Source organism: Ruegeria sp. AN11 (assembly GCF_056536005.1).
Genome location: NZ_JBQFJD010000002.1, coordinates 571,167 through 587,411 on the forward strand (window position 1 = coordinate 571,167; position 16,245 = coordinate 587,411).

A 16,245-nucleotide genomic window follows, 5' to 3' on the forward strand; every position below is an offset into this window, starting at 1 on the left:
CGGGCCAAACAATACGTCGTTGCTAGTTTGGATCACCGGCAGTGGACGACCGCATCTGGGTGGTTTGATTGAAGCGTTGCCGCGCCCACGTGATCAGGATCAGGCCCGTGTCAGCATCTGGACTGTAGTATTGCCACTGCGTCATCAAAGGTTTGCGGGCTTTCCTCGGCCCGCGCGGCCAGGTGGGCGCCTTCCAGCAAGGCCAATGCGGCACGCGCTTCCGCCCGAGGTTCACTAACGCCCGAGATCGACCCATCTGCCTTGCCCAAAGTAAAGACCCCTTCGATCCACGAAACCAACATGCTGCGGAATTCGCGAATTTTATCAGTGACTTCATGTGAAAGGCTTTCCCGGCTGCTGATCAACGAGACACACAGGCACAGGGTTTTCCCACCGTTCAATGCTGTGCGATAGAGCGCGATCAACGCGCTTATCCGCTCGCCCGCCGTGTCATACAGCCGCTCAATCTCGGCACAGCGGCCGGACAACTCGCTGTGGTAGCGGATCATCAACGAAATCGTCAGCGCGTCTTTGGTAGGGAAATGGTAATGGATCGAGGCTTTGCGGATGCCCACCTCTTTGGCAAGGTCGGCATAGCTGAACCCGTCAAACCCTTTGCTGCGGGCGGCACGCTCGGCAGAATTCAGCAGAGCCGTCTTTGTATCTGTTTCCATGGCGTCTAAACCCTTTCCCTACGCACCAAAGCCGCTGCGGTTTCTGCCGCTTCCAGCGCGCCTTCAAGATATCCCCCGAATTGCGCGGCTGTTTCCGTGCCGCTGAAAATGATCCGATCCCTCCAGATGCCCCGCATGGCTTGCGGCAATCCGTATCGCGGATGCGTGTACAGAGGTTGCAAGTCCAGGTCGGTAGAGGTGAAGGGGTCGAATGCCCAGTCTTTAATGTAAAGCGCATTTGGATTTGCCGCCGCTGAGCCAAACAGGCGCACCAGTTGTGCAAGAACCTGCTGGCGCAACGTCTGTTCATCCGCGCGCATGTGTGGTGGAACGCCAATAAAGCCAAACAGCGCATAAGTACGGCCTTCGGCGGGCGAAGCGTCGTGTATTTCCACCAACGGCCCGCGCCTGCTCATGGCGTCGCCTGATAGTCCCGCCTCGCGCCAAAAGGGCGTGTCGTACACGGCAATCGCCTTTGCCTGTCCAGCCATCCAGGTCGCGACCTCGCGCATGGCGGAGCGAGTTTGCTCGGGTAAAGGTGGATTATAGGTCAGCTCAGCCGCGACGCGCGGGGGCAACGCAAGAACCGCACGCTGTGCGCTGATCTGCTGACCCGATTGCGTGGTGGCCAGCACTCCGTTTTCGGATTGCGTCAGCGCGGTGATCCGGGTGGACAGGTGGATCATTCCGGCAGGCACTCGGGCTGCCAGTGCATCGATCAAGGCGGCAAGGCCGCCTTTCAGGCGAAATGACCCTTCCATCGATGAAAATCCCCGGCCGCGCTCGACACGGCCGTGCTCATCCTCGAAACTCAGCGCGCCGGTGCTGAACTGTTCGAACCGATTCAATCCAAGCTGGTCGATCAGCGTGGCAATCCGGGGCTGACCCGGCCAGAACCAGGACGGGCCCAGGTCGAAATAACCGTCGCCCTGCGTTTCGGTCAGGATGCGCCCGCCCAGACGGGCGCGTGCCTCGGCCACCAGAACGTCCTGCCCCTGATCCATCAGTTGCGCCGCCAGGCTGAGGCCCGAGAGCCCTGCACCGATGATAAGCGTATCCGTGCGCATGCCTCAGAACGCCTCACTCAAGGGGCGCAGGTCCAGCTCATGGGTCCAGGTCGAACGCGGCTGCTGCGCCAGTTGCCAATAGGCCTGCGCGATGTCTTCAGGCTTCATCATCTTGGTAGGATCCAGACTGTGGCGATCGCGCGACTGGGCTGTATCAATGATGCCGTCCAGAAGGACATGCGCGACGTGAACACCCGCCGGCTGGTATTCGCGCGCCAGCGATTGTGTCAGCCCACGCAGGGCAAACTTGGCCGAGGCAAAGGCCGAAAAACGTGCCCCGCCGCGCAGCGAGGCGGTTGCCCCCGATACGATCAGGGCACCGCCGCCACCACGGACCATCGGCTGCATCACCGATTGCGCCAGCACGACCAGGGTTTGTACCATCGAGGTCCATGTGCGCTGAAAGTCATCCAGCGACGTTTCTGCGAAAGGCGCGACTACAAGCTCTGCGGTGTTGTGCACGACAATCTTTGGCGGCCCGTGTTCCGCGATCAGGTCTGCAATGATTGGTGCGGTCAGGTCCGGGTCGGACAGGTCGATCTCGTGAAACACGCCGACGGAGTTTTCCGGACGGCTACGGCCAAGACCAACCGCCTCCATGCCTTCGGCCTGAAAACGCGACACCAGAGATTGGCCAAGGCCAGCTCCCGCTCCGGCGACAAGCGCCAAGGGTTTTTGTTGGGTCATCGGTTACACCGCTGGTGGCCGGGCAAACGGCAAATGACCGGTCTTCATCCAGATTTTGGCGCCACTAGGCCCTGCAACGGCTGACAGGCTTTGACCTTCGGGCAGGCGCAGCCAGTCGTTCCTGACCAGTTCATCCCCGCTTTCTGTGACCGAGCCGTCGATGATCAGGACCTCGATGCCTCCTGTGGCATCCGAGGTCAGCGTCGCGCCCGCATCCAGATGGCTATAGGTGACAACCTCGCGCTTGTCTTTGTGCAGGACCGCCGTGGCGACGCCGTTTTCCGGCGCGGCCAGCTCATCCGCCATTGTCTTGCGGAACTGGTTGCGGTCCTCCATGTCGAATTGCCAGAGTTTGACAAAGATGGTGCACCCGGGCTCCGACCCCGGCGTATGTTGCGTGGTCGGGGGGTTGCGAACGTAGGTGCCTTCGGGGAAGTCGCCGTGTTCGTCCTGAAACACGCCATCAAGAACGATGAACTCCTCGCCCCCGGTATGAGTATGGGCAGAAAAATGACTACCCGGCGCGTAGCGCACGATTGTGGTCGCGCGTGCCACCTCGTCTCCGATCCGGTCCAGCATCCGGCGCTCTACACCCTTCATGGGCGAGGCTTGCCACGCAAGCTGGTCGGAGTGAACTACAACGCGATCTGAGAAGTCCGAGTTTATTTCCATTGGTCCAATTCCCTCTGCGATTTGTGATGCCGACGACCCGGAGATCAACCCGCTACAGGCGGGCGGTTCGAATGTTTGGCGCGCCAAGACTGCAGGTTTTCAATCTTTCGGAAATGTCTAGCTTTGCAAAATCTGCCAAGGCCGCGCCGATAAATTCGGTGACCGCATGGCAGTGCGAGATGTATGTGCCACCCGCCAGTTCCGGGCAGGGTACCACGGCCTCGGGGTTCCTGGCCTTGAACGCCTTCGTGCGATGCTCGCCGCCCATCATGTCCACGGGGACGAATTCAACCCTGTCCTTGGCCCCTTTTTCAGCAAGCACGATACGGGCACAGGCAGGATTTGGGAAACCTTCAACGTCATAGAATTTCATGAGGCCTGTCCCTTTGGGTGGATCAATCAACAGATAACTACCTATCAGTAGGTAGAGAAAAGTCAAGGCACGCCCTCACACAGGCAGCTGTTACCGAGGAGACAGAGCGGGCTTCGAGATTAAACAAAGGGCGACCCATCGGCCGCCCTTGAGATTGAACTGTTGCGCATCAAAGCTTGATACGGAACGCTGCGAAGCCGTCGGCGCCGTCGCCGGCGTCTTCAATGCTTACACCTTTGACATCGTTCATATAATCACGAGCCTTGGGCCCGGTTTCGAACAGGACGGTGGTCCCTTCCAGCGGGGCAAACGACCAGTTGGCGTCTGCCTTGGGGTCGATTGTTCCCTGCTCGACGATATAGCGAACGATTACATCACGGTTTGTATCAGGGGCCTCGAAAACAACCGTGTCCCCCAAGGCGCCCGGGAAGGATCCACCGCCCGAGGCGCGGTAGTTGTTGGTGGCGATGATGAACTCCATGTCGTCTGTCACGGGCTCGCCGTTGAACTGAAGGTTCACAATCCGCGCAGCGTCGGGATTGACCTCTTCCCCCTTGGGGCCAAAGCGTGAGGGTTGAGACAGGTCGATCTGATACGTCACACCGTCCATGACGTCGAAGTTGTAGGACGGGAAGCTTGGGTCCAGCAGGATCGCGTCCTTGGAACTGGGCTCGATCTGATTGAACATGCCTGCCGACCGTTCCAGCCAACCTCGCACTTGCGCTCCGTTGACCCGCACGGCCCGCACGGTGTTGGGGTACAGATACAGGTCTGCCACGTTCTTGATTGCGACATCACCAACCGGGACATCGGTGTAGTAATCGGGTCCACCCCGACCCCCGGCCTTGAAAGGTGCCGCTGCCGACAGGATCGGCAGCCCTTCGTGCTCGGTCCCCTTCAACATCTGATCAATATACCATTTCTGCGCGATCGAGACGATCTGGACCGAAGGGTCATCCGCCACAAGCGCAAAATAACTGTGCAGCGGAGCTGAGGTTTTGCCCACCGCGCGGCGGACATAGGCCAGCGTCTCTTCATGTTCTACGGCAACCGAATCCAGCACTTTCTGATCGTCACCGACAAGAGCCGTGATCGAGCGGTCTTCGTTCCGCTTCGAGATCGGGCGCGCTTCGGAGGTGGTGGTGACGACACGCCATTCGGATCCGTCACGTTCCAGCAGCAGGTCCAAAATGCCCAGATGCGAACCCCAAAATCCGCCCATGACGGCTGGTTTTCCCATCAGCGTCCCTTTCTCGACATCGATACCGGGGCGATCCGCAAAGGTCGGTGACGGGAAGACCAGGTGATTGTGCCCGGTCACAAGGGCGTCGATCCCGTCAACCCCTGCCAGTGCGACCGAGGCGTTTTCCATACCGTCTGTATGGTCGGCTTCGCCAATCCCCGAATGCGATAGGGCGATAATCAGATCGCAGCCCTGTTCCTGCATTTCAGGGACATAGGCTTTGGCGGTTTCGACGATGTCGCGCGTCTCGACATTGCCATCCAGATGCTTGCGGTCCCAGTTCATGATCTGCGGCGGGGTAAAGCCGATGACGCCGATCTTGATCGGGTGTTTGGTGCCGTCGCCCATCTCAATCTCGCGGTCGAGGATGGTGTACGGCTGAACCAACGTCTTGTCCCCGAGCGGGCCGGCACCCTTTTCCTTGGCCACGTTGGCCAGAACAACCGGGAATTCCGCGCCTGCAAGTGCTTTCTCCAAAAAGCTCAGGCCGTAGTTGAATTCGTGGTTGCCTAAGGTGGCCGCGTCATAGCCGACGGTGTTGAACGCCGTGATGATCGGATGGCTGTCGCCCTCGTTCATTCCGCGTTCATAGGCGATGTAGTCGCCCATGGGGTTGCCTTGGAGAAAATCGCCGTTGTCGACCAGGAGGGAGTTCGTGGCTTCTGACCGGATCTGATTGATGATCGAAGCGGTGCGCGACAGACCCACCGTGTCGCGGGGCTTATCGGCATAGTAATCATATGGGAAGACGTGGACGTGAATATCCGTGGTTTCCATAATTCGCAGGTGCGCCTGATTTCCACTTGCCGCTGCCGAGTAGGGATGCAGCACGACAAGCGCTGCGCCAGCCGTGGTCGTGGCAAGAAACTGACGGCGAGAAAGGGCCGTTGTGTTTTTCATAGTCATGGGACACCTGTTGGGTTCGTGTTTCGAAGGTCTTCTGCAAGGTATTGGCTACAGTCTTGTGACAGCGGCCCGGATCAGTCGAAAATAGTCAGAGCTAAAGGCTGGAAACCTCCAGACAGCTTAATGCATAAAGTTGCGTTTGTGTGATGTAGAATCGACTGCCGCCGATCCGTGCCCAACTTTTTCTCTTCGGCAATCTGACCTGGACCCAGAAGCTCCGATGCGAACGCACCATGCGACGTGTTGCCTGTTGATCTTCGTTGAGAAGGAGAACCGACAAATCAAGCGTGAGAACCATCCGTCCGTTTCCCGAGCGAAGTCGCGCCTGAGGTTTCAAAGACGGGCGCGGTAGCAGAACTAAAATGGCCCCAATGGTTGGGCTTCTGGAGCGCATTTCTGTGTGCTACGACGATCTCGAAATTCGGTGCATGCCGTCAAAGTTCCCTGAGACAGAAAACCAGTTTCTGCTGAAAAAATTCCAACTCTTCAGTTCTGGATCGAGGAACCTTCGAATTCGACCAGATATCCTCGCGCGGTCGAGACATGCCGGGCATCATCCCATTTGATCCCGGGCTGGTCTGAAAACTGGCGAAACCTTCCGAAATGCTCGCTTCCGTCATAGTTGTCGGGCTGGTGCCAGAACCAGTTTGTAAAGGCAACGGGTTCACCGTTGGACCATTCCCAGCCTTCGGCAGGTTCGTTTGAACCTTCCTTCTGAACCAGTCCGATCCAGGGTCCGAAACGCTGCCAACGGTCCCCTTCGTCGCGCATCCGCCAGACATCATCTTGACCGGCAATCAGATCGACGAGGAAATCGTTCTCGGCCTGTGAACCAATTTCAGCCAGATATCCGCCCATGGCGCGGGCCTCTGCTTCGGCCTCTACCCATTTAATACCCCAGGCGTGCACCAGTGCGTAATCATGTTCCTGAAAAGTGGCCTGCTCCAGGATTTTTCGTGAGTTGATTGAACGGGTTGCCCAATCGTCAAGATCCCGTTGGTTGAAGGTATCTCCAACAACAGGTGAAGCGGGTGTCGCCATGTTATCGGGCGCGGACAGGTTCAATACTGTCAGGCCCAAGACTGCCAGTCCGATTGAAAGCGCGACCAGCAATGGAACAACCCACTTGTTGCGGAGGGCAGAGCCTGAAACCGCAACGAAACGCGAAACCTTGCTTTGCTCTCCTGCAACTCGGTAGGCCTGAACTGGTTTTGGGATGTTTTTCAGCCATTTTTGACCGATCGACACAAATTCAAGGGTCAGTTTTCCTTCGATCTGTTCGCGTACCTGGCTTGAAAGGCAAATCCCCCTGGCTCTGCCAGCGCCTCAAGCCGAGAGGCCACGTTGACGCCATCGCCCAGCAGATCATCGCCCTGAACCATCACATCGCCAACGTTGATCCCGATCCTGAATTGCGGCACCCGATCATCTGGCACCCCCGCGTTTTTGGACCGCAGCGCTTCCTGGACCTCGACCGCGCAGCGCACCGCCTCGACGGAGCTTTCGAACACCGCCAGAACGCTGTCTCCGGCGGTGTTGGCAATACGTCCACCACGCTTTGAGATTATTGCATCCATGGTCACGCGGTGATCGGCAAGCCGCAGCAGCGTACCTTCCTCATCCAGCGACATCAGCCGGCTAAAGCCGACCACATCCGCAGCAAAAATTGCGGCCAGTTTCCTGCGGACAGCGGAGCGGCCGCCGGGAGATGATCCTTCAGTTTCCAAGGGGTGATCCCCGAACCGGATGACTTGGAAAGGGGTCCGGCAAATCGGGGATTTGAACTACCAAAGGCATTCCGTAGGTCCTCCGATATTTCGTCCAAAAAAGCTTCTCCCGCCCGCACCTTTGCTGACAACTGCGGCCTTCAATCTTTTAACATCCGCCGAGGCCGGGCCATACGGATACCGGCTAAGATACATAGGAATCCATGCCAAATGCGCCGCGAACCCTTTTGTTCGAAAGTAGCTGACTGATCCGCCATCATCCGCTTGTGTCCGTGTTTCAACCAGTCCAAGTTCCAACGTACGGATCGCGTGCGCCTTGACCGCATCGTGCAGGGTCTTTCCATTCATTGCCATGTTGTACCCCGACAGCCCGTTGCTTCGCTGAACTTCCGCAGATAGCATGACCATGGCGATTGTCTCGTTATTGTCGCGCAGGTTGCTTTCGAACAGGCCATTCTTGTCTATCCGCTTGAACGTTCTGATGAAGCGGCGATACCCTTTTTTGTAGATCTTGGGTTGCTGGGTCGCAGCACCCCACGCCATTGCCGCCGCCCCCTGGGCTGCAACGGAATCCACTGAGGGGGTGCCATACTTCCATTGATTGCGTTCGATCTTGTTGCCCCAATCAATGACCAACGCCCTTTCCTGTGCCGACCACGCCTTGCGCAAATCGAACAATGAAAACGCGAAAGCGGCGTTGATCAGGAGCACCGATGACTGAAATGACGGGTGCGTATCGTGGTCTACGCCTGGCAGCTTGGTCAAACTGCCTTTTTGCGCCAGCGATATGTACTGCTGAGCGAATGCACGTACATCAAAACTTCGGCTGCCAATCGCAGATTGCATGTTGGATCCGCTGGCCTGAGTGAAGCGCTGCGCAGATGATTTCCCTTCAAAAGCCCCGCGGGTGACGATTGTTCTTTCGTCAGGCAGGGTGTGCAGTTTTTGCACGCTGCATGTGGCGGTGCTACCGGGTTGCGACCAGAAGACTGAGTTCGCGGGCAAACTTTGCGCGAAGATCGGTCCGGCACAAATTTCAAGGGCAAATGCCCAGCCAAAGACACGCATTTCAACACCAAAACATCTCAAAAACACTGAGCAGCCAAGCCTAAAACTATGGCGGCCATTGGATCTTTGTCAAATTCGACTGTCGAGAAGAGCGCCGTTTGGATTGTTCGCGAAGTGTGTTTTCCGAATGGTCCGGAAGGTCTCGAGTCATCGCATCCTGTCTTGGCTGACATCGCGCTTTTGGGTCTCGGTAACTCAGTTGGGACTTTGCCTTTCGCGGCTGATGGCACCGCACCCAGGCACTAGCGACAGTCTTGATTGCTGCACTTCAGCAAAAGCGGAGGGAGCGCATGTTGACGGTCAGAGCTTTGAAACAGTTCCGCTGCATTAAGAGTCATAGCGGCGGTTCCTCTGCAAGGATGCTGACACGGGCGGAGCCACCGTTGTTGGCATAGAAACCGTCAAAGGGCCAGATGATCGCGTCGTTCACGTACAGAAACAGCGGTCCGCTTCTCTCTGCCCGGATACGCGTCGTCATCGCCTTGGGTGCATCAACCGGATCGCAATTGCGTCCGTCTTCGGCGGCCATGTCATCAAAGCACGAAATGAACGCCGTGGTTTTGTCTGTGTAGTCAAAAAGCGGTAAAATCGATTCGCCCTTCGCCCCGATTTGCGCGACCGGTTGAAACCAGTTTGCGCTCGAACGTCGTATCAGGCTGCCCAGTACATACACCCGTTTGTTGGTCTGGAACCCGGTCATCGGAACGCGTGCGCCTTTGTCGGTGAATGGATCGGTTTCCTCCAGCCTGATCCAGTATGTTAGCCCTTCGACAAGATCGACACCAGTCGGCCAGCAGACAGATTGGGGCGAAAACTCATCTTGCAGAACAAAAGTGCTTCCCGGTTCGATCACGTGTCCGGGGCCAGTGTCTGGGCACAGACTGCCGCTGACGGTGGTGAACATCAGGCTAAAAACATGCACAAGCTTGAACACGCCGAGCAACATCAACACAGCCAAGACGACCTGCACCAGCTTGGGGCCCAGAAATGCATAAGCCGCATTCAGTGTTCGGCTGGATTGCAGCAAATTGCCCGTTCGAACCAGAAACCGGTCTGCCGGTTTTTGCAGATTGGTTTTGCGATCCGAGGTCCAGGCCTGACGGGCGGTATCCTTTATCCGGTCCCGAAGCGCCGCGCCGGACAGAAACAGCGCCACAATTGCCACGATGAGCGGTATCGAAAGCACTGGATGCTTCCACAGGGATTGTATCCAGGGCTGAACGATGCCGGGTGCGACGGACGATATGGCGTCGGGTAGCACGACGCCATCTGACCCGACCGGCGGTCGGCCGGGCTGCAACATGGCCCGGACGGGCTCGCCCGCCCATGGCAGGACCAATGCGAACAAAAGCAGGCTGATGAACGAGATATTTGCGATCCTGCGCCACAAGACCAGTGCCTTGACCTGCTCGGCAACTTCCGCGTTGTGGTGCAGTGAAACCTGTTGTGGTTGATCGTGCGGCTGGAAATCGTCGTTCATCATCACTGGCGCATAGCCATCCCGGCCAGTCAGGATCTTTTGGACGACCGAGCTGTGCACAACAGGCTTGCCACCAAATGCCTCACCACTTTCAACGGGTCGGGGTGTGTAGCGGTAGGCCGATTTCAATCCGCTGCGTGAATCGTGAATCAACGCGTTTTTCGAGCGCCGGCTGTCAAGTTCGTGGACCTTTTCGTCAATGAAGATCAGGCCATCCTTTCTGGCTTCCTCAATCATCCAGATCAGCGGCTCAAGCGAAGCTTCATCGTCGGGATATCCGCCACCAATGTCGGCGTGGACACCGGCAAACCAAACCTCCTTGATCCTTGGCCCGTCCTTCTGATTGCCTGAGCCCTTGAGATCGAGTTGTGGAGTCTGATCAAATCGCAGCGGGTGATAGGTGCGTCTCTCATCATCAAGGGACAGGGCGTGGCAGACATGTTCTACGACCGGGCTGCAGACGCGGTTGCGAAAACTGATGGGCCATATCCAGAAATCGAAAACCGCGCGCAGCTCTTCCAGCGGCACTCCATAAGCTTCGACCGTATCAAACAGGCCCAGGAACCTGATTTTGATCTGGCCGGCGCAGCGTTCGGGTTGCTCAGTTCGCAGAATCTCAATCACCTGGACATGTTTCTTCTGCCTGCTGATCGTCCGTTTGGCCCATACGCAAGCATCCCGGATGAAGCGCCCGATCGAGACGGTCGGGCTCATGCGAACTTTGCCTGTGCGAGGATCGCGAAATGGTGCGGTCTGCCGTCTGTAGGCACGCCACGCGCCTTTCGAGTTGCGATGCATTTCCGCGACTGACATGGTGGTCCCGTCGACTTCCCGGGGCATCAACCCTTGGGAGCTGATAAGTCCAGCCAGCGTACGCACGGTAAAAGCGCCGCGACTGAAGCCGAACATCCAGATTTCGTCACCGGGTTCCCAGTTCCAGCACAGGAATCGATACAGCTTTTGCACGTTGCCCGGCACGCCCAGCCCCGTGGCACCGTCAAACAAGCGCACCAGTCCAATCGATGACGTTCCGACACCCGGGATATAGCGCGCCAGTTGCGGGCTGGACTTCAGGGGGCTAAGCCCGCGTTTGTCGATGGCCTCATAAAGCCGCCAGATGTTCGATGCCTGACCGCCGAATGCGTTGCCTGTACCGTCAGCGAACACAATGAGCCGCTTGTTCGGTCCTGTGCGCGGTTTGCGCCCTTCAGGAAGGCCCGCTGCAGTCTTTGTGTCTTCATGGTCATCCATAACGCACCTTCGGACTAATCAATTCCCTCGCGCACCGGTGGCCGGAAGGAGGCAGTAGGCTCATCGGTGAAAAATTATCATGTCATTAAGATTTTGAAATAAAACATTAAAATCCTCATCCGGTTTGCTGGCCAGACGACCGGAGCACACTGTCATACGGTGCCAGAAACTGGTCACCAAAACGCTTCAGCCGCAAAATTCGGCCCTTCGATCCAGGCGCAAATACCCGGCTTTCCCTTCATGGTTGCAATAAATTCGATTCGGACCAACACTGATATGACAGTACCAACTGAGAGGTTGATGCCAATTTCTAGCTGAAGATTGGAGTTTGCCTGATGTTTTGTCGCATTATTTCGCTGACTTTTCCGGTCGCATTTCTGCCCGTTGCCGCCCTGGCGCAGCTTTTTTCAGGCCCGCTTGACGAGGCAATGCTGGTCGGGCGAGACGAGACGTCTTTTCCGCCTGCGGATGAGGACTATTTCGCCGAGATTGACAACGGCATTCCGCTTGGCCCGGATGAAATCAAGGGTCGCAACATGTGGATGGTCTGGACCGGCGGCAACGATTTGCTTTGGGATCGCCTGACGCGCGACACGTTCGGTCAATTTGATCTTCTCAAGACCCTGTCTTCGCATCCTGATCTGCCAGCGCAACGCGCCAATCGGTTCGAATATCTGGGTCTGATAAACGAACCGTGTTTCGATCAGGCGACTGGCCCGGATCCCGAACGCTATGGGCTCTGGCTGGACAAACGGCGTGACGATTGCGCAGCCGACCCATTTGACAACGCCGAAAAATATCCGGGCGTTGAAATCGGTGCGCGGGGCCGCAACATGCCTGTCGGCTCATATTACGGTGAACCAACCGGCGTTCTGGGTCTTCGGTTATTCCCCAACCCGGATTTCGATGAACGCGCTGAGCGGCGTTGGGATCCCGAGCGTTTCTACAACGACCCCGATTACTATTTCGACAAGGATCTGGTCCGGCCTTATCGCGTTGGCATGTCTTGCGCCTTCTGCCATGTCGGTCCAAGCCCGATCGACCCGCCAGAGGACCCCGAAAACCCCGAGATGCGCAATCTCAACGCGACGGTGGGCGCCCAGTATTTCTGGTTCGACAGGGTGTTCGCGTGGAAGCCGGACGACCGGCAGTACATGGTTCAGTTGATTCACACAGCGCGGCCCGGATCGCTTGATACGTCGCTGGTGTCGCCTGACTACATCAACAACCCGCGCACAATGAACGCGATCTATCTGCTGGAGGAACGTCTGCGCATAGCCGAAAGGCTGGGCGAGGAACGCCTGACCGGGGGCGAGCGCGACAACATGCAGTTTCAGGATTTCGTGGATCAGGGTCCGCTGACACAGCTTTTTGAGCCGCCCGATATCAGCTTCAGCCCGCGCGTCCTGAAGGACGGCGCGGATTCGGTTGGCGCGCTTGGGGCGCTAAACCGGGTTTATCTCAATATAGGTCTTTTCAGTGAAGAATGGACGCGGCACTTCAACCCGATTGTCGGAGGCCGCACGATCACGCCCATCGAGATTGAAACCGCGCAGAAGAATTCGGCCTATTGGCGCGCGACGGAACTGCAGTCTCCGCTGACTGCGCTCTATTTCCTCAAGGCCGGACGTCCGGACTACCTGGCTGACGCGCCGGGCGGGGCAGAGCACCTGACCGAAGATGACGAGACGGTGAACCGGGGCAAGACGCTGTTTGCCGAAAACTGCGCCCGCTGCCATTCCTCCAAGTTGCCCGAAACGGCCTTTGCGGCCATGCCAGGCGGATGTTCGGGGCCGGGATACCTGCAGTGCTGGTCGAACTACTGGGAGCTAACAAAGACGGATCAATTCAAGGCAGAGATGACCGAAATCGTCAACGCCGACGATTTTCTGGAAAACAACTATCTGTCGAATGAGATGCGGATTCCGGTCACGCTACTTGAGACAAACGCCTGCAGCCCGCTGGCGACAAACGCCATCGAGGGTAACATCTGGGACAATTTTTCGTCCTCGACCTACAAGGCGCTGCCGTCGGTCGGCGAGATCGAGGTGCACCATCCGGTGACCGGCGAACCCTACATGTACGAAATGCCTGCAGGCGGCCGTGGTTACACGCGTGTACCTTCGCTGATCAGTCTTTGGTCGACGGCGCCGTATCTGTTGAACAACACGGTGGGCTATTATGAACCCGACCCGTCGGTCGCAGCCAGGATGCGCACCTTCGACGATGGTATTCGCAAGATGCTGTGGCCAGAACGCCGGCTGCGTGACAGTGAACTCGGCGACAAGGTGCCCGGGCTAATCGATCGCACGACCGAGCAAAGCTACCTGATGATCCCGCGTGGTTTCCAGCCCGACTTCCTGGTGCGCCTGTTCGAACCCTTCCGGGACGAACTGCCCTGGCTTTTCAGCGAAAACGGCGACATCGAACTGGGCCCGATCCCTGCGGGGACACCGATCAACCTGCTTGCCAATCTCAACATACGGCTGGACAACGCCGACTTGTTGGAACGGATCGAGCATGATTTCAGGCTCGCCCGGCTTGTCATCATGATCAAGCGGAACCTGAAGGATTTGCCCGACAATGCCAGCAATACTCAGGTGCGGGCCATGTTCGCTGATCTGGTCGAACCGCTTCTCGAACTCAGCAAATGCCCCGACTTCGTCGTCAATCGTGGTCATTATTTCGGAACCCGGCTGACGGATCCGCAGAAGGAGGATCTGATCGCCTACCTCAAACGTTTCTGAGGTATGAGCGTGGACGCGCCCATTTATGACTATGTCGTCGTCGGCTCGGGCGCGGGCGGCGGCACGGTTGCGGCCCGACTGGCCGAAGCGGGAATGCGCGTGCTGCTTCTGGAGGCAGGTGGCGATCCCCGTTCCGCACAGGGCGGTGTGCGGGGATTGGGCGCGGAAAACCGGTTGCCCGATGACTATGACGTCCCGGCATTTCATCCCTTCGCCACCGAGAATGAAGCACTGCGCTGGGACTTTCATGTCAGCCACTATGCCGACCCGGCCCTGCAGGCGCGCGATCCAAAGGCGGGGCCTGATGGCGTACTGTACCCACGGGCGGGTACGCTGGGTGGCTGCACGGCACATAACGCAATGATATTCCTTTACCCGCATCACGATGATTGGCGCCACATCGAGAAGCTTACCGGCGACGCCGGTTGGTCGCCGAAGGCGATGCATCAGATTTTCCGCCGGATCGAAAACTGCCGCCATCGCCCGATGCAAAAGGTGCTGAATGCAATTGGCATCGACCGGACCGGCCACGGCTATCGCGGTTGGCTTTCTACGGAAAAGGCGATCCCGCGTGCGGCCCTGCGCGACGACGACATCATGGACATGCTGCGTGCATCCGTTCGCGAAATGCTGGGTGATGGAGACAAGGTATGGCGGCACCTGCGCTGGCAGCTCAAGAGTGCGGCAGATCCAAATGACCTTGACCGGATCGACGGCAACGCCGAGGGCCTGGTTTACACGCCGCTTACCACGCAAAACGGACGGCGTATCGGCACACGAGAGCGGGTGCTCGAAACCGCACGGCGTTATCCGGATTGTCTGACGGTCGAGCTTGACGCACTTGCGACCCGGGTTCTGTTTGATGATCAGAATCGCGCGACCGGGATCGAATACCTCAAGGGAGAGCGGCTTTATCGTGCGCATGCAACCCCAAGCGACAGTCAGGGAATTCGACGGCGCGTGCAGGCTAAACACGAAGTTATTCTTGCGGGTGGCGCCTTCAACACTCCGCAATTGCTGATGCTGTCGGGAATTGGTCCGGCCGACGAACTGGCGCGGGCGGGTATTCCGCAACGCGTAGCGCTGGACGGCGTTGGTCGCAACCTGCAGGATCGCTACGAAGTTGCCGTCGTAAACCGCATGGCGGTGGATTGCTGGGAAAGCTTGACCGACTGCCGTTATGAATCCGGTGATCCGCTATGGCGGGAATGGCAGGACACCGGTAAGGGTCTGTATTCAACCAACGGAGCGGCGCTGGGCGTTATTCGGCGTTCGAGCCCGGACAAGAAGCTGCCTGATTTGTTCTGCATGGCATTGTTAGGGCGGTTCGCTGGCTACTACCCCGGCTATGCTGCTGATCTGGCGCGCAGCCGCAACCATCTGAGCTGGGCCGTCCTGAAGGCCCATACAGCAAATGCGACGGGGCGCGTGCGGCTGGCCTCGGCTGATCCGCGCGACCGGCCCCTCATCGAGTTCAACTACTTTAAGCAAGGCGGCGACGACGACCTGCAAGCGGTTGTCGAAGGGGTGAAATTTGTTCGCAACCTGACCGAGCCGCTGCGCCGCAACGGCCAGATCGAGGCCGAGGAAATTCCCGGCCCGGATGTCAAAACGGATACGGAAATCGCCCAGTTTGTAAGTGACGAGTGTTGGGGGCATCACGCGTCGTGCAGTTGCGCCATCGGGCCGCCCGACAGCGGCGTGTTGGACAGCCGCCTGCGCGTACACGGTACAAAGGGGCTACGGGTAGCCGACGCCTCGGTCTTTCCGCGAATTCCGGGATTTTTCATCGCATCCTCTGTTTACATGGTCGGCGAAAAAGCCGCCCAGGACATTCTGGAGGATGCAAAACACGTCACTGTCTAGAAAGGGGGCCATTATGGCACATAGCATCGAGTCGCTCATGGATATGAGTCAGGAAGAACTGGACGAACTGTTTTCCAGCGTACCGGCCGGGGACATTCCCGACGGCGAAGCCGAAGGAACCGCCATCGTGGCCCCGGGCACGAAATTCACACCGCTGATCTCTCGCTTTATCAACAGTTTTGCCTGGCAGGGCAAAGTCTTCGACCAGTCGAAAGGGGTGCTGCGCAATCGTATCTTGCCGTTTGGGCTTAACGCCATTCTGGCCAAGGTTTACAAGGACAAGAGCTGGCTCGATGGAAAGGAATGCATCGTGCTGGACTATTCCGACACATCGCTTCTCGCACAATGGATCCGCGACGAAATCCGGGCCATCGGTCCTGGCCTCTATCTGGGCAAGGTCTATTGGGACGACAATCGCCTGATCGACTTCGCGCTGGATTTCAATGCTGACGCGATATCGTCCTAAATCTGGTAGACTGGCCCC

Annotated in this window: 13 protein-coding genes; 3 read left to right on the top strand and 10 right to left on the bottom strand. The window is 57.9% G+C overall.

What is annotated here, in order from left to right:
* Nucleotides 1-110: 110 nt before the first annotated feature.
* From ACR3EQ_RS22470 to ACR3EQ_RS22515, 10 genes are all read right to left on the bottom strand, one after another.
* Entirely contained in the window at nucleotides 111-674 is a 564-nt protein-coding gene (locus tag ACR3EQ_RS22470) for a TetR/AcrR family transcriptional regulator (protein ID WP_170611627.1), read from the bottom strand.
* 5 nt (nucleotides 675-679) lie between these two features.
* A complete protein-coding gene (locus tag ACR3EQ_RS22475) occupies nucleotides 680-1,741 on the bottom strand; it encodes an FAD-dependent oxidoreductase (protein WP_170619635.1) in 1,062 nt (353 codons plus the stop codon).
* Nucleotides 1,742-1,744: 3 nt separating this feature from the next.
* Nucleotides 1,745-2,428: an SDR family NAD(P)-dependent oxidoreductase gene (locus ACR3EQ_RS22480; protein WP_170611631.1), complete on the bottom strand. Its 684-nt coding sequence runs from the start codon at nucleotides 2,426-2,428 to the stop codon at nucleotides 1,745-1,747.
* Nucleotides 2,429-2,431: 3 nt separating this feature from the next.
* Nucleotides 2,432-3,100 carry a cupin domain-containing protein gene (locus tag ACR3EQ_RS22485; RefSeq protein WP_170611633.1) on the bottom strand — a complete coding sequence of 223 codons (669 nt, stop codon included), beginning with the start codon at nucleotides 3,098-3,100 and terminating at the stop codon, nucleotides 2,432-2,434.
* A 52-nt stretch (nucleotides 3,101-3,152) separates the two neighbouring features.
* Nucleotides 3,153-3,473, bottom strand: coding sequence for a thioredoxin domain-containing protein (locus ACR3EQ_RS22490; RefSeq protein WP_170611635.1), 321 nt, complete (start codon nucleotides 3,471-3,473; stop codon nucleotides 3,153-3,155).
* Between the two features lie 169 nt (nucleotides 3,474-3,642).
* Nucleotides 3,643-5,622: a bifunctional 2',3'-cyclic-nucleotide 2'-phosphodiesterase/3'-nucleotidase gene (locus ACR3EQ_RS22495; RefSeq protein WP_480441494.1), complete on the bottom strand. Its 1,980-nt coding sequence runs from the start codon at nucleotides 5,620-5,622 to the stop codon at nucleotides 3,643-3,645.
* A gap of 486 nt (nucleotides 5,623-6,108) precedes the next feature.
* The gene (locus tag ACR3EQ_RS22500) at nucleotides 6,109-6,735 is read right to left on the bottom strand and encodes a lectin-like protein (protein ID WP_170611639.1); all 627 of its coding nucleotides are present in this window, start codon (nucleotides 6,733-6,735) and stop codon (nucleotides 6,109-6,111) included.
* A gap of 146 nt (nucleotides 6,736-6,881) precedes the next feature.
* Nucleotides 6,882-7,349, bottom strand: coding sequence for an adenylate/guanylate cyclase domain-containing protein (locus ACR3EQ_RS22505; RefSeq protein WP_480492176.1), 468 nt, complete (start codon nucleotides 7,347-7,349; stop codon nucleotides 6,882-6,884).
* A gap of 57 nt (nucleotides 7,350-7,406) precedes the next feature.
* Nucleotides 7,407-8,195, bottom strand: coding sequence for a hypothetical protein (locus tag ACR3EQ_RS22510; protein ID WP_170815997.1), 789 nt, complete (start codon nucleotides 8,193-8,195; stop codon nucleotides 7,407-7,409).
* Nucleotides 8,196-8,751: 556 nt separating this feature from the next.
* Nucleotides 8,752-11,148 carry a DUF2235 domain-containing protein gene (locus ACR3EQ_RS22515; RefSeq protein ID WP_480492178.1) on the bottom strand — a complete coding sequence of 799 codons (2,397 nt, stop codon included), beginning with the start codon at nucleotides 11,146-11,148 and terminating at the stop codon, nucleotides 8,752-8,754.
* 335 nt (nucleotides 11,149-11,483) lie between these two features.
* Between ACR3EQ_RS22515 and ACR3EQ_RS22520 the strand changes: the two genes are divergently transcribed.
* From ACR3EQ_RS22520 to ACR3EQ_RS22530, 3 genes are read left to right on the top strand one after another with little or no spacing between them, the layout of a single operon-like run.
* Nucleotides 11,484-13,895, top strand: coding sequence for a hypothetical protein (locus ACR3EQ_RS22520; protein ID WP_170611647.1), 2,412 nt, complete (start codon nucleotides 11,484-11,486; stop codon nucleotides 13,893-13,895).
* 9 nt (nucleotides 13,896-13,904) lie between these two features.
* On the top strand, nucleotides 13,905-15,761 hold the full coding sequence (locus ACR3EQ_RS22525) for a GMC family oxidoreductase (RefSeq protein WP_480492179.1): 1,857 nt from the start codon (nucleotides 13,905-13,907) through the stop codon (nucleotides 15,759-15,761).
* Between the two features lie 13 nt (nucleotides 15,762-15,774).
* Nucleotides 15,775-16,227 (top strand): hypothetical protein, encoded by a 453-nt coding sequence (locus tag ACR3EQ_RS22530; RefSeq protein WP_170611651.1) that lies wholly within the window; start codon nucleotides 15,775-15,777, stop codon nucleotides 16,225-16,227.
* Nucleotides 16,228-16,245 lie beyond the last annotated feature (18 nt).

Bases quoted from the DNA above. Each gene is read 5' to 3' on its own strand.
- ACR3EQ_RS22470 (WP_170611627.1), bottom strand. From the start codon at position 674: ATGGAAACAGATACAAAGACGGCTCTGCTGAATTCTGCCGAGCGTGCC.
- ACR3EQ_RS22475 (WP_170619635.1), bottom strand. From the start codon at position 1,741: ATGCGCACGGATACGCTTATCATCGGTGCAGGGCTCTCGGGCCTCAGC.
- ACR3EQ_RS22480 (WP_170611631.1), bottom strand. From the start codon at position 2,428: ATGACCCAACAAAAACCCTTGGCGCTTGTCGCCGGAGCGGGAGCTGGC.
- ACR3EQ_RS22485 (WP_170611633.1), bottom strand. From the start codon at position 3,100: ATGGAAATAAACTCGGACTTCTCAGATCGCGTTGTAGTTCACTCCGAC.
- ACR3EQ_RS22490 (WP_170611635.1), bottom strand. From the start codon at position 3,473: ATGAAATTCTATGACGTTGAAGGTTTCCCAAATCCTGCCTGTGCCCGT.
- ACR3EQ_RS22495 (WP_480441494.1), bottom strand. From the start codon at position 5,622: ATGACTATGAAAAACACAACGGCCCTTTCTCGCCGTCAGTTTCTTGCC.
- ACR3EQ_RS22510 (WP_170815997.1), bottom strand. From the start codon at position 8,195: ATGCAATCTGCGATTGGCAGCCGAAGTTTTGATGTACGTGCATTCGCT.
- ACR3EQ_RS22515 (WP_480492178.1), bottom strand. From the start codon at position 11,148: ATGGATGACCATGAAGACACAAAGACTGCAGCGGGCCTTCCTGAAGGG.
- ACR3EQ_RS22520 (WP_170611647.1), top strand. From the start codon at position 11,484: ATGTTTTGTCGCATTATTTCGCTGACTTTTCCGGTCGCATTTCTGCCC.
- ACR3EQ_RS22530 (WP_170611651.1), top strand. From the start codon at position 15,775: ATGGCACATAGCATCGAGTCGCTCATGGATATGAGTCAGGAAGAACTG.